The sequence below is a fragment of the Natrononativus amylolyticus genome (assembly GCF_024362525.1).
Lineage (GTDB): Archaea > Halobacteriota > Halobacteria > Halobacteriales > Natrialbaceae > Natrononativus > Natrononativus amylolyticus.
This window is the reverse complement of record NZ_CP101458.1, coordinates 1,344,522-1,356,243: the sequence shown is the minus strand read 5'-3', so window position 1 is coordinate 1,356,243 and position 11,722 is coordinate 1,344,522. Positions and strand designations below refer to the sequence as shown.

General features: G+C 68.7%; 15 protein-coding genes. 11 read left to right on the top strand and 4 right to left on the bottom strand.

The features are described 5' to 3' along the window. The first annotated feature begins 22 nt into the window (after nucleotides 1-22). The 6 genes from NMQ11_RS07140 (at nucleotide 23) to rimI (ending at nucleotide 5,164) form a co-directional block, all read left to right on the top strand. Complete coding sequence (locus tag NMQ11_RS07140) at nucleotides 23-1,792, top strand: nitrite/sulfite reductase (RefSeq protein WP_255170718.1); 1,770 nt, start codon at nucleotides 23-25, stop codon at nucleotides 1,790-1,792. Between the two features lie 75 nt (nucleotides 1,793-1,867). After that, nucleotides 1,868-2,149, top strand: a complete 282-nt coding sequence (locus tag NMQ11_RS07135; protein ID WP_255170717.1) for a DUF6360 family protein — start codon at nucleotides 1,868-1,870, stop codon at nucleotides 2,147-2,149. Nucleotides 2,150-2,237: 88 nt separating this feature from the next. Further along, complete coding sequence (locus tag NMQ11_RS07130; protein WP_255170716.1) at nucleotides 2,238-2,732, top strand: ferritin-like domain-containing protein; 495 nt, start codon at nucleotides 2,238-2,240, stop codon at nucleotides 2,730-2,732. Nucleotides 2,733-2,915: 183 nt separating this feature from the next. Then, on the top strand, nucleotides 2,916-4,316 hold the full coding sequence (locus NMQ11_RS07125; protein WP_255170869.1) for a sodium-dependent transporter: 1,401 nt from the start codon (nucleotides 2,916-2,918) through the stop codon (nucleotides 4,314-4,316). Then, on the top strand, nucleotides 4,316-4,633 hold the full coding sequence (locus NMQ11_RS07120; protein ID WP_255170715.1) for a DUF8026 family protein: 318 nt from the start codon (nucleotides 4,316-4,318) through the stop codon (nucleotides 4,631-4,633). Before NMQ11_RS07125 ends, NMQ11_RS07120 begins: the two co-directional genes overlap by 1 nt. Before the next feature lie 54 nt (nucleotides 4,634-4,687). After that, nucleotides 4,688-5,164, top strand: a complete 477-nt coding sequence (gene rimI, locus NMQ11_RS07115) for a ribosomal protein S18-alanine N-acetyltransferase (RefSeq protein WP_255170714.1) — start codon at nucleotides 4,688-4,690, stop codon at nucleotides 5,162-5,164. On the opposite strand, the gene NMQ11_RS07110 is transcribed toward rimI, so the two are convergent. Next, on the bottom strand, nucleotides 5,142-5,495 hold the full coding sequence (locus NMQ11_RS07110) for a DUF7344 domain-containing protein (RefSeq protein WP_255170713.1): 354 nt from the start codon (nucleotides 5,493-5,495) through the stop codon (nucleotides 5,142-5,144). The two genes, rimI and NMQ11_RS07110, sit on opposite strands and share 23 nt — an antisense overlap. 107 nt (nucleotides 5,496-5,602) lie before the next feature. Here NMQ11_RS07110 and NMQ11_RS07105 point away from each other — a divergent pair, with 107 nt between their 5' ends. The 5 genes from NMQ11_RS07105 (at nucleotide 5,603) to NMQ11_RS07085 (ending at nucleotide 7,848) form a co-directional block, all read left to right on the top strand. After that, the gene (locus tag NMQ11_RS07105; RefSeq protein ID WP_255170712.1) at nucleotides 5,603-5,998 is read left to right on the top strand and encodes a DUF5810 domain-containing protein; all 396 of its coding nucleotides are present in this window, start codon (nucleotides 5,603-5,605) and stop codon (nucleotides 5,996-5,998) included. Nucleotides 5,999-6,023: 25 nt separating this feature from the next. After that, nucleotides 6,024-6,434, top strand: coding sequence for a DUF5809 family protein (locus NMQ11_RS07100; protein WP_255170711.1), 411 nt, complete (start codon nucleotides 6,024-6,026; stop codon nucleotides 6,432-6,434). Nucleotides 6,435-6,504: 70 nt separating this feature from the next. Further along, nucleotides 6,505-6,897, top strand: coding sequence for a hypothetical protein (locus tag NMQ11_RS07095; RefSeq protein ID WP_255170710.1), 393 nt, complete (start codon nucleotides 6,505-6,507; stop codon nucleotides 6,895-6,897). After that, on the top strand, nucleotides 6,890-7,426 hold the full coding sequence (locus NMQ11_RS07090; RefSeq protein WP_255170709.1) for an NUDIX hydrolase: 537 nt from the start codon (nucleotides 6,890-6,892) through the stop codon (nucleotides 7,424-7,426). The genes NMQ11_RS07095 and NMQ11_RS07090 overlap by 8 nt, the downstream gene beginning before the upstream one ends. A gap of 59 nt (nucleotides 7,427-7,485) precedes the next feature. Next, nucleotides 7,486-7,848 carry a rhodanese-like domain-containing protein gene (locus NMQ11_RS07085; RefSeq protein WP_255170708.1) on the top strand — a complete coding sequence of 121 codons (363 nt, stop codon included), beginning with the start codon at nucleotides 7,486-7,488 and terminating at the stop codon, nucleotides 7,846-7,848. A 125-nt stretch (nucleotides 7,849-7,973) separates the two neighbouring features. Here NMQ11_RS07085 and yciH read toward each other — a convergent pair whose 3' ends face one another. From yciH to NMQ11_RS07070, 3 genes are all read right to left on the bottom strand, one after another. Next, nucleotides 7,974-8,267 carry a stress response translation initiation inhibitor YciH gene (gene yciH / locus NMQ11_RS07080; RefSeq protein WP_255170707.1) on the bottom strand — a complete coding sequence of 98 codons (294 nt, stop codon included), beginning with the start codon at nucleotides 8,265-8,267 and terminating at the stop codon, nucleotides 7,974-7,976. 83 nt (nucleotides 8,268-8,350) lie between these two features. After that, on the bottom strand, nucleotides 8,351-10,654 hold the full coding sequence (locus NMQ11_RS07075) for a transglutaminase TgpA family protein (protein ID WP_255170706.1): 2,304 nt from the start codon (nucleotides 10,652-10,654) through the stop codon (nucleotides 8,351-8,353). Further along, entirely contained in the window at nucleotides 10,651-11,721 is a 1,071-nt protein-coding gene (locus NMQ11_RS07070) for a DUF58 domain-containing protein (protein ID WP_255170705.1), read from the bottom strand. Before NMQ11_RS07070 ends, NMQ11_RS07075 begins: the two co-directional genes overlap by 4 nt. Nucleotide 11,722: the final 1 nt, after the last annotated feature.

Sequence of the window (11,722 nt, the reverse complement as noted above, 5' to 3'; positions counted from 1 at the left end):
GTCGTCCGTAGCGGCGGACAGCATGCCAAGCGACGTCGAACGATGGAAGGACGACCTCTACGGGACCGACATCCGCGCCGAGATCGAACGCTTCGCGGCGCGCGGCTGGGAGTCGATCCCGGCGGACGAGCGCGACGCCTGGTTCGAGCGCTTCAAGTGGTACGGGCTGTACCACCAGCGCGCCGGCCAGGAGAGCTACTTCATGATGCGGATCGGTCCGCCGAACGGCGTCCTCGAGCCGGGCCAGCTCCGGGCGATCGGCGAACTCGCGGCGGAGTTCTCGACCGGCCCCGCCGAAAACCCCGAGTTCGGAAACGGCTGGATCGACGTGACGACCCGCCAGGCGATCCAGCTCCACTGGATCCGACTCGAGGACGTCCCCGAGATCTTCGACCGTCTCGAGTCGGTGGGGCTGTCGACGGTGCAAGCGTGTGGTGACTCCTGGCGGAACATCGTCGGCTGTCCGGTCGCCGGCAAGGACAGACACGAGCACGTCGACGCGCTCTCGCTGGCCCACGAGCTTCACGATCGGTTCAAGCGAAACGAGGCGCACTCGAACCTGCCCCGGAAGTGGAAGGTGTCGGTGACGGGCTGTGAGGAGGGCTGCGGTCAGGGCGACATCAACGACCTGGCGTTCGAACCCGCCGAGAAGGAGGTCGACGGCGAGCGGGTGACGGGCTACAACGTCCGCGTCGGCGGCGGCCTCGCCCGCAACGAACCGCGCTTCGCCCGGAACGTCGACGTCTTCGTCACCCCCGAGCGAGCCGCCGACGTCGCCGCCGGCGTCTCGGCGCTGTTTCGGGATCACGGCGACCGCGAGAACCGCTACAACGCCCGGATCAAGTTCCTCGTCGACGAGTGGGGGCCGGAGAAGGTTCGCGAGGTCCTTCAGGGGTACGTCGACTTCGACCTCGAGACGGCGGGGGAGGACCTCCGGTCCGAGTACAGCTACAACGCGGGCGGCGACGGCAGGGGCGACCACGTCGGCGTCCACGAGCAGGCGGACGGGGACTACTACGTCGGGCTGAACGTACTCGTCGGCCGCATCGGCGCCGAGGAGACCCTCGAGATCGCCGACCTGGCCGAGGAGTACGGTTCCGGCGAGGTGCGCCTCACCCAGCGCCAGAACGTTATCCTGACCGACGTCCCCGAGGACGCGGTCGAGGACTTACTCGCTCACGACGTCTTCGACCGACACAGTCCCGATCCGCATCCGTTCCAGCGCGGGTCGATCGCCTGCACCGGCACCGAGTTCTGCTCGCTCTCGATCGTCGAGACGAAGAACCGCCAGGTGCGCTTCTCGCGGTGGCTCGTCGAGAACGTTCCCCTCCCCGAGGGCGTCGAGGACTTCCACATCCACCTCTCGGGCTGTACGGCCTCCTGCGCCCAGCCCCAGATCGCCGACGTCTCGCTTCGCGGGATGAAGACGCGCAAGGACGGCGAGCCAGTCGAGGCGCTGGACATCGGCCTCGGCGGCGGCCTCGGTGAGAACCCGCAGTTCGCCTCCTGGGTGACAGAGCGCGTTCCCGTCGACGAGGTACCCGGCGCCATCGCCAACCTGCTCGAGAACTTCACCGAGGCCCGCTCGGGCGGCGAGAGCTTCCGGGAGTTCGTCGCTGCCCGCGACGACGAGGAACTGGCCGAACTGGTCGAACCCGAGGAGACGAGCTACGAGGACCCGTACATGCACAACACGAAGCGGACCTGGTACCCCTACGCCGAGGACGACGCCCTCGAGGAGAGTCCGGCACCCGCGAGAGCGGACGGCACGCCGATCGCGTCGGACGACTGAACCGGGTTCGGACCCGCCGACCCGGCGCGTTCGAAAGTCGCGGCGCTCAAGTGTCTCCGCGGCCTGTCTCGGGCAATGACAGATCGACTGCTTCGCGTCAACGCGTACACGACCCTCGATCTCGTCGACGCCGTCGCGACGGGACACGACTTCGAGGAGGAAGCCGAGGGCGTCCTCAACGCGACGGCCGACCCCGAGGACCCCGACTGCGTGCGCCTCCAGTGTGAACTCGACAACATGACGGAGACGAACCTGCCCGCCCACATGGAGGAGTTTCGGCTGACTCCCACCCAGGCCCGCAAGCTGGCCGCAGACCTCCAGCAACACGCCGACAGGGTCGACGGGGCCCTCGAGTAGCGGCCGAAACCACCCGACGAAGCCGCGCCTGCCGTCGCAGGCCGATCCTGTTTGTCGCTGACGGGCGAAGCGACTGACGGTGGTTTCGATGAGCACAGACACGATTCAGGACCTGTTCGAGCACGGCCTCGAAGACATCTACCACGCGGAACACGAACTCCTCGACGCCCTCGAGACCCTCGAGGAGCACACCGAGCGCGAGGAGATCGCGCAGGCGTTCGCCGACCACAGGGAGGAAACACAGGGGCACATCGATCGCCTCGAGGAGGTGTTCGACCTGTTCGGTGAACCGCCGGAAAAGGAGGAGTGCGAGGGGATCAAGGGGTTGATCGAGGAGTACGAGGGATTCCTCGACAGTGATCCCGACCAGGACGTCCTCGACTACCACAACATGGCCGCCGCCGAGAAGACCGAACACTACGAGATCGCCGCCTACGGCAACCTCATCCCGCTGGCCGACCAGCTGGGACTGGACGAGGCGGCGGATCTGCTCGAGGAGAACCTGCGCGAAGAACAGGACGCCCTCGACGAACTCAAAGAGCGAACCGAGGCGTTCGACATCGAGTCGATTCCGACCGCCTGATCCGCCGACTCGGTCCACACGCCCGGTGCGGACGCCGCAGTAACCATATCTTAACAGATCATCACTGAATCACATACGGTAACGTATACCACGTTGGATGTCGACTGGTTGTATGGATCGACGATGACAGAGACACCGGCGAAGACGGCTCGAGCCGAGTGGGGCTCTCGGTTCGGGTTCTTGATGGCGATGATCGGCGCCATGGTGGGCGCGGGGAACATCTGGCGGTTCCCGTACGTGATGGGCGACAACGGCGGCGGCGCGTTCGTCGTCGCCTTCCTCGTCCTGTTGTTCCTGCTCGCGGTGCCGGGACTGATGGCCGAGGTCGCCCTCGGTCGGTACACGGGCAAGGGCGTCATCGGCGCGTTCCGTGACGTCCTCGGTCCCGGTGGGCTGGTCGGCCTCGGCGTGGTCGTCCTGCTGGTGAACATCGCGCTGATGTCATATTACTCGCCGGTCATCGCGTGGACGCTGTACTACGCGGCTCACTCGCTGCTGTTCTCGTTCACCGCAACCGGCTTCGAGGCCGAGCCGTTCATGAACGACCTCTTCGCCAACTCGGCGCTGATGATCGGGCTTCACACGGTCGTGATGGGGTCGATCGCGGCGATCCTCATCCTCGGCATTCGCCGGGGCGTCGAGCGGGTCGTCGTCTACGCGGTGCCCGCGCTGATCGTCGCCCTCGTCATCATGACGATCCGGGGGCTCACGCTCCCCGGCGCGACCGAGGGGATCGCGTTCACCTTCGGCATCGAGTGGGAGTACCTCGGCTACAGCCAGACCTGGATCGCGGCGCTCGGCCAGGCGCTGTTCTCGACCGGCCTGGGCTGGGGGATCGCCCTCACCGTCGGGAGCTACCTCCGCGAGTACGACGACGTCCCCCTCGGCGGCGGCGTGTTCACCGCCATCGGCGAGTCGAGCATCGGCATCCTGGCGGCGCTGGCGATCTTCCCGATCGTCTTCGCCGTCGGCGTCGAACCCGACGCCGGCGCCGGCCTCGCGTTCGTCTCGCTCGTGCAAGTGTTCCCGGAGATCCCCTTCGGCGGCATCGTCGCGATCCTCTTCTTCGTGGGCTTCTTCCTCGCGGCGTTCACCTCCGGGCTGTTGATCACCGAGGTGAGCGTCACGACGCTGGCCGAGGAGACGCGCTTTACCCGCACCCAGACCGTTCTCGGGGTCTGTGGCGGCATCTGGCTGCTCGGCATCCCCAGCGCCTACTCCGTGGACATTCTCGACTACCTGGACTTCGTCTTCGGGAACTGGGGGCTCCCCCTCGCAACGCTCGCGATCATCGGCGTCATCGGCTGGGCGCTCGGCCCCGAACGGCTCCGCCTGCTCGCGGTCAACCAGAACGCCGGCGTCTACGTCGGCAAGTGGTGGGACCCCGTGATCAAGTTCGTGATCCCCGCCGTGATGATCTTCATCATGGCGTACTTCGCCGTCGAGAACTTCGGCAGCCCCGAGATGATCGGCGGGATGCTCGTCATCGTGTTGTTCCCGATCATCGGCTACGCGGTCATGTCGGTGCTCGAGGGACGGGGCGGCCGCCCGGAGACGGCCGAAGTGCCGGGAGGTGACGACTGATGGCGCTCACCGCGGAAGTCCTCGGGGTGCTCACCTTCACGCTGCTCGCGTTCTGGGGCGTCGCGTTCTGGGCGCTCACCCGCACCCTGCGCCAGGAGGGCCGGAAGGTCGAGATCCTCAAACACCAGGACCGGATGGACACCTACTCGCCGCGGGCGCTCGCGGAACTGCGCGAGTGGATCGAGAACAACCCCGACGACCCGCTCGCAGACGACGCCCGCGCCCGGTACAACGAGTGTGTGACCGTCCTCGAGACGACCGACCGTCACTTCTACGACTGGTCCGACGAGGAGATCACCCGCCTCGAGCGGGTGTAACGTCGGCGGGCGGCCGACGCATCGCTTTTATGCCTTACCGTGGTAGGAGTACGCGTGACCACCCCCGCGACCGAACCGGGCGACGAGCTCACGGTCCGGCGAACCGAGCGCGCCGATCTCCTTGCGGTCGTCCGGATCGAAAACGCGTCGTTTCCCCAGCCCTGGCCGTACGACGCGTTCGAGCAGTTCCTCCACGAACCCGGCTTTCTGGTCGCGACGGAACCCGGCGGGAAGATCGCGGGCTACGTCGTCGCCGACGTGACGTCGAACTACGGCCGCGACATCGGCCACGTCAAGGACATCGCCGTCCACCCGAGCCGACGGGGTGCCGGCGTCGGTTCGACGCTTCTCGCGCGCGCACTCGAGGTGCTCGCGAGCCGCGGCGCGCGCTCGGTCAAACTCGAGGTGCGCGACAGCAACCACGGCGCGAAGCGTCTCTACCGCGGGTTCGGGTTCGAACCGCTGCGGCGGGTCCCCCGGTACTACGACGACGGGGAGGACGCGATCGTCATGATCCGCCCGCTGGGGTGACGTCCGCGCTCCCGTCGCCGGTCGCCACCGCTCGCCCTCGCTCGGTGGCGACGACCGTCGCTGCGCGCCGATCCCACTCGAGCAGCCCCGCATCGGCGAGCGCGGGAAGGTGAACGTGTGTGAGTGCCACGCGACGTTCCCGCCGCGACGGTCCGTCGGCGACTTCTGCGGCGAGCGCACGGGCGAGTTCGTCTCGCTCGAGCGCCCCGTCGGCCGCCACGAGCGCCTCGAGGATGTGCCGTCGCACGGGCACCGCAAGCACCGGAAACGGCGTCAGCGACGCGTTCGTCCGCGCGGACGGCCGTCCGACGACCTCGGAGGGATCTTTCACGACGAAAATACGAGTGCGGTGGAACGAGGGATTGGGGCCTGAATGTTCAACCGCTTTTTCAGCTGGCCGACGTGGCTGTTTTATCGCTGGCGGGCGTACCACCGGGTATGGGATACGCCTGCCCGGTCTGTGACGCCGAACAGGCCGACGCCGTTCACCTCGCCAACCACCTCGCGGTCACCGCTTCGCTCGGCCGCTCGGATCACGAGGCGTGGCTCGAGACGCACGCCCCGGAGTGGGCCGACCACGGGCCCGAGGAGCTCGCGGCCGTCGTCCGCGAGCACGCCCCCGAGATCGAGACGACGGGACCGACGACCGCCGAGGGGGCATCGCCGTCGCTCGAGGCCGAACTCGCCAGACAGAGCCGCGGGGCGGGCCGAGAGTCGATGACCGCCGAGACCGCCCGCGTTCTCGAGGAGGCCCAGGAACTCACCCGGCGGATGCACGCCGGCGAGGAGGGAGACGACGACCGCGACAGCGCGACCGACAACGAAAACGCGTAACTACTCGCCGGCCGACCGACCGAGTATGCACACGGTTGGAACGTTCGCGTTCGACGCTCCGGCGGAGGCGGTCGACCGGTACGAGTCGCTGGCGCCTGCGGCCCAGACCGTCGTCCGCGAGACGGCGCGGGCGATGGCGCTCGACCGGGAGGAGTACGCAGCGCGCGTCTCGGACGACGTCGTCGAAACGGCACACGACGCCCTGTTCGCGAGCCTGCTTGCGGTCCGCGTCGGCACCCGAGACGAGTACGAGCGCTGGCTCGAGGGGTACAACGGCGACGTGACCGAGATCGGCAACGAGAACGTCGAGAACGTCGCCTGGCACGCCGGTCCCGACGGGGCGGCGGTCGCCGCGACGTTTCACGAGCGGGAGGACGCCGCCGTCGCGACACTGCGCCGGCAGGCGTTCGGTCGGCTGTACCGGGAGCTGTTGTAACGGTTCGAGTCGCGGGCGCCGCGGTCGGCACGCGAAACGCGTATCCGCACCCGGTCCCGAGTGACACACGATGCGAAAGCGGTATTTGCTGATCCTGATCGTCCCCCTGGTCGCGCTGCTCGCGCTCGGGGCGCTGCCGTCGCTGCTCGGCGGCGGCGACACCCACTACGTCGTCGCCACCGAGGTCGACGCTCCCGACGAGGGCGTGGAATCGCTCGACGCGGCGAACCTCTCGGAGAACCGGTTCCCGTACACGACCCAGGCGCTCGAGGAGGGCACCTCGGACCCGTACGAGGAGGGGCCGTTCGGACTCAAGGAATCGTTCACGCACACGCCGTTCGACGAGTTCAGCGAACTCGAGATCTGGAACGCGGAGGCCGTCGACGGCGACACGGTTCTGGTCGAACGAGACGGCAGCTACTACCGACTCGAACTCACAGAGACGCCCGAGACAGATGACTGACACAGACGAGTGGCCGGTTCGCGACTCCGTCACCGAGTACGAAACCGGCTGGTACGACGGCGGCTACGACCTGGTCGAACAACCTGATGGAAGCGAGAAGCGCTACTACTGGGCCGAACTGCCGCCGGCGGTCGTGATCGTCGCGCGAACCGACGACGAGCTGTTGTTCGTCGAACAGTACCGGCCCGCGATCCGCGAAACCCACCTCGAGCTCCCGGCGGGGATCGTCGAGGACGGCGAGTCCTACACCGAGGCCGCCGCCCGCGAACTCGAGGAGGAAACCGGCTTCGCCCCGTCGAACCTCGCCGTTCTACAGGAGTACTGGGTCGCGACCGGCGTGCTTCGCCACGAGCGGGCCGTGGTGTACGCCGACGGCCTCGAACCGGGCGAGCGCGCCCTCGACACCAACGAGTTCATCGAGGTCCGGACGGTGCCGGTCGAGGACGCCCTCGAGGTCGCCCGCGAGGGGTCGGCCAACGACGCGACGATCAACGGACTGCTGTTGGCGACGGAAGACGGGTTGCTCTGATTCGGCGAGCGCGCCGGCTCCCGATGATCTTATTCGCCTCGCGTCCCAACCTCGCGCCCATGGACGGCGAGATCTCCACCGACGACGTCTCCGACCTCCTCGAGTCCGGGGCTGACGTCCGCATCGTCGACATCCGCGACTCGGCGAGCTTCGAGCGGGGCCACATCCCCGGCAGCGAGAACGTCCCGTTCAACCAACTCCCCGCGAGGATCGCGGAGTTCGAGGACGCAGACCGGGTCGTGACGGTCTGCCCGCACGGCAAAGCCAGCGTCCAGGCCGCCCGGCTCATCGGCTCCTACGAGGGCAGCGCCGACGCGACCGTCGAGAGCATGGCGGGCGGGCTCGAGGAGTGGGCCGACCGGTACGACCTCGCTCTCGGCGGCGAGGTCGAGTCCGGCGACGACCCCGACGCCCCGTTCTGAGCGCTCCCTTCGCGGTCCGGTCGATCGCCGACGGCTGCGCTCCGCGGTCGCGGTCAGCGCCGAAAGAAGGCCACCGGTGAGAGAAACGATGCGGGTCGGTTCGGAAGGCGGTTCAGATCATCGGTTCAGGCGACGTTGAAGCCGCGATCCCGGAGGAAATCCTCGATGCGGCCGGTGTGGTTGCCCTGGAGTTCGATGTGGCTGTCCTCGACGGTGCCGCCACAGGCGAACTTCGATTTCAGGTCCGACGAGAGGCTGTCGAGGTCGACGTCCTTCGGGTCGAATCCTTCGATGATCGTTACTTCCTTACCGTATCTGCGCTCGTCAATGCGGATGTTGAGTTGCTGCTGGCCCTTGGCCACGTCCTCGCAGACGCAGAGTTCCTGGGGCAGCCCGCACGTCGAGCAGACTTCCGACATTACGTCCGATGGTACGAAATGGGCATATTAAACACTATCGGGACCCTCAGGCCGTCCGTCGATTCATTTTAAGCGATCGGTGATTATCGCCAGCGCCGACCGATCAGCGGCAGCCGCCGACGGGCGAGCGCGTCGACGGCCTCGATCGCCTCGTCGGCCTCCTCGCGGTCGACGCCGGCGCCGTAGCGCGCCCGCTCGTAGAGCTCTCCGACCCGCAGCGCCCGCCGGTCGAGCGAGCGGTACGCCGACAGCGCCGAGAGGTACTGCCGGGTCGACTCGCCGCGCCGTCGCGGCCGGTACTGGCGGGCGAGCAACTCCTCGAGCCTGCGGTAGGCTCGCTCGGCGTCGGCGGCCGGCTCGCCGCGGAACCCGTGCCAGTACAGTCGCCCCTCGCGTTTCGCCCGCGCGGTGAGCCCGGTCCGGTGGGCGCTCGCGGCGAGGCCCACGAGCAGCGCCAGCGCGATGGCGACGTCGGTCGGGGTGACCGGCGGCTCCGCCTCGTCCTCGTCGTCGAACTCGAAATCGTCCACGCCCACGTTCTCGCTCGCGCCGGGCTCCGGATTGTTCGGGTCGGTGCCGGGGATCTCGCCGGGCACCGTCACGTTCTCGCCGCCGTTTACCTCGCCGGGCGCAGACGTCTCGTTCTCGCTGTCGTTGTCGGGGGTATCGCTGTCGTTGTCGGGGGTCTCCGTCTCGTTGTCCGGCTCGTCCTCGAGGCCGCCCGGCGGGACGTCCTCGCTTTCCTCGACGTCGACGTTCTCTTCGCCGTCCTCGCGGGCGTCCTCGAGGCGGTCGTCGTGGACGTTGTCGCGGTCGCCCGGCGTCGGCTCGAAGGCGACCCAGCCGTGGTCGGGGAAGTACACCTCGACCCAGGCGTGGGCGTCGAGGCCGCGGACGACCCACTCGTTGTCGTCGACCTGCTGGCCGCTCGAGAAGCCGACGGCGTAGCGGGCGGGGACGTCCTCGGCGCGGAGCATCTGGACCATCGACGTCGCGAAGTAGACGCAGTAGCCCTCGTCCATCTCGAAGACGAACTCCTCGGCGACGTTGCCGCCCGGCCGGTCGACGTCGAGCGAGTAGCCCTTCGACTCGCGCAGGTGGCTCTCGATCGCCGCGGCCTTCTCGTAGGGGTTCTCGGCGTCGGCGACGACCTCCGCGGTGTGCGATTCGAACTCACTCGAGGTCCCCTCCGGAAGCTGCAGGTAGTGTTCGGTGACCTCCTCCGGGTAGTCGGTTCCCGCCTCGCGCAGCTCGTCGGGGTTGCGCTCGACGACGGCGCTCTCGACGTTGTAGACGTCCCCTTCCATCAGGGGCGTCGCCGGCCGGATCTGCCCGTGCATGCTCACTTCGGTGTGCGCTGCGGCGTCGCCCTCGACGGCGATCGGGTGCGGTGCCGCCGGCATCACGTCCAGGTCGGCCTGGGCGTAGATCGTCTGGCGGTTGGTCTCGTACTCGCCGGGCGGGCGCTCCATCGCGCCCTCGTACGGGACGTCCTGACCGGAGCGGACCCACTCGTCGCCGGTGAACCGGTCGTAGACGCCGGTCCGCCAGTAGCTCTCCTCCTCGGCGACTGCGGTGAACCGCACTTCGGGGGAGAGTTCGACCTGGCCGCTGATCCCCGATCGGTCGGGTGCGGTGGTGATCGTTCCCTCGAGCGTGCCGTCGCCGTCGTCGGACTCGATCAGGTACGTCGGGCTCGCCGCCCCGCCGGGGACGAGCGTCACGGACATCGAGAGGACGATCATCAGCGCGAACAGGATCGCGAGCAGGTCCGCCTGGGCGATCGAACCCCCCCGGCGCTCGAGTTCGCCGAAGCCGACGACGGCGACCCCGCCGAGCGTGCCGAGCAGGGTGACGCCGATGCCCGCATCGCCCGTGAGCACGAGAAAGAGCAACGCGGCGCCGCCCGGGACGACGCTCAGCGCGTACCGACCCCGCAGCGCGAGGTACCACGAGAGAAAGACCGGAGCGGGTGCGAACCCGAGCGTCCAGATTCCGGCCTCGACCATCCGAAGCAGCGGCAGGCCGGTCGCCAGCGCGACCGTGTCCGAGACGATCTTGCCGGTCGCCGAGAAGACGACGCCGACGCCGGGGCCCGTGACGGTCAGGTAGTAGGCGAAGCCGGCCGCTCCGGCCGCGATCGCGATCGCCGTCGCGGTGCGCGGCCGGATGGTGTGTGCGAGCACCGTCGCCGCGATCAGCATCGAGAGGACGATCGCCAGCAGCGACCGGGTGCCGCCGACGGTGCTCGTCACGTCCTGGAGGACGCTAACGTACGCCGCCGTCAACACCAGCACGCCGCCGAGCGCCAGCAGTCGGAACGTTCCGGCGCCGACGACGCCGTCGACGGTCGCCGACACCGACCGATTTCTCGAGGGCGTGCTCACGCGCGCACCTCCGTTCCCCGATCACCGGACGCTGTCGACTCCGCTCCGCCGCCCGGCCCGTCGCCTCCGGCGGCTCGTCGCTCGCTGGAGCCGTACAGTCGCTCGAACGGGATCTCGTGGTCGTCGACGCAGACGACGACGCCGGTGGCGTCGGCCTGGATCAGGACGTCGGCGCCCTTGCGCGTCCGGTCGTCGAGTTCGCCCGCACCGGCGACGGCCAGCAGCGCGAGGAGGTCGCGGTGGTGGCGCCGCCCCGTATCCGGCGCGCGCGCGCCGTCCGGAACGCTGACGCCGACGGCGATGTCGAGTTCGAGGAGGTAGGTGCCGACGCTGGCGACGGCCGCCGCCATCTCGTCGGCCTTCCCCGGGGTGCACTCGGCGGCGACCTCGGCGTTTCCGACGGCGCCGTCGGCGATGAACTCCTTGACGACGAGTTCGCCGTCGGCGCGCTTGGCCGCGGACTTCCAGTGGACGTCCCGCAGGGAGTCCCCGCGGGCGTACTCCCGGAGGTGGTCGAACTCCTCGCGGTCGGCGTCGCGAACCGCGTCCGCCAGCAGCCGAAGGTCGTGTCGCGCGCCGCCGTGGAGGTCGTAGATGCGGGGGTAGACGAGGACTGACGTCGTCCGCCCGTACTCGAACCGCGTCTCCGCGAGGCCGAGGAGGTCGCCGACGGCGACCGACAGCGGGCCGACCGCGTGTTCGCCTCGAGCCTCGAGGCGGACCTCGTACTCGTAGGTCTCGCCGTCGAGCAGCGTGGTTTCGGCGACGTTTCCGCCGTCGACCGGGGTCAGCCCGTCGCCGACGGCGTCGCGGACGACCGCGGCGGTCGGGCCCGCGACCTCGGTCCGGAGCCCGACGCGGCGGGTTTCGCCGATGAACCCGTCCTCGATCGGGTGTCGATCGATCAGCGGCTTCTCCGCGCGGTAGACCGTGATGAACGCCGCGAGCAGGACGACGATCAGCGGCGCGACGACGGCGTTCAGCGACCGGGAGCCGTACTGTGCGGCCATCAGTAGACTGAACGCCACGACGCCGACGACGCCCCACCCCCGTCTGGTCAGTCGCATC

Bases quoted from the DNA above. Each gene is read 5' to 3' on its own strand.
- NMQ11_RS07140 (WP_255170718.1), top strand. From the start codon at position 23: ATGCCAAGCGACGTCGAACGATGGAAGGACGACCTCTACGGGACCGAC.
- NMQ11_RS07135 (WP_255170717.1), top strand. From the start codon at position 1,868: ATGACAGATCGACTGCTTCGCGTCAACGCGTACACGACCCTCGATCTC.
- NMQ11_RS07130 (WP_255170716.1), top strand. From the start codon at position 2,238: ATGAGCACAGACACGATTCAGGACCTGTTCGAGCACGGCCTCGAAGAC.
- NMQ11_RS07125 (WP_255170869.1), top strand. From the start codon at position 2,916: ATGGCGATGATCGGCGCCATGGTGGGCGCGGGGAACATCTGGCGGTTC.
- NMQ11_RS07120 (WP_255170715.1), top strand. From the start codon at position 4,316: ATGGCGCTCACCGCGGAAGTCCTCGGGGTGCTCACCTTCACGCTGCTC.
- NMQ11_RS07105 (WP_255170712.1), top strand. From the start codon at position 5,603: ATGGGATACGCCTGCCCGGTCTGTGACGCCGAACAGGCCGACGCCGTT.
- NMQ11_RS07100 (WP_255170711.1), top strand. From the start codon at position 6,024: ATGCACACGGTTGGAACGTTCGCGTTCGACGCTCCGGCGGAGGCGGTC.
- NMQ11_RS07095 (WP_255170710.1), top strand. From the start codon at position 6,505: ATGCGAAAGCGGTATTTGCTGATCCTGATCGTCCCCCTGGTCGCGCTG.
- NMQ11_RS07090 (WP_255170709.1), top strand. From the start codon at position 6,890: ATGACTGACACAGACGAGTGGCCGGTTCGCGACTCCGTCACCGAGTAC.
- NMQ11_RS07085 (WP_255170708.1), top strand. From the start codon at position 7,486: ATGGACGGCGAGATCTCCACCGACGACGTCTCCGACCTCCTCGAGTCC.
- yciH (WP_255170707.1), bottom strand. From the start codon at position 8,267: ATGTCGGAAGTCTGCTCGACGTGCGGGCTGCCCCAGGAACTCTGCGTC.
- NMQ11_RS07070 (WP_255170705.1), bottom strand. From the start codon at position 11,721: ATGCGACTGACCAGACGGGGGTGGGGCGTCGTCGGCGTCGTGGCGTTC.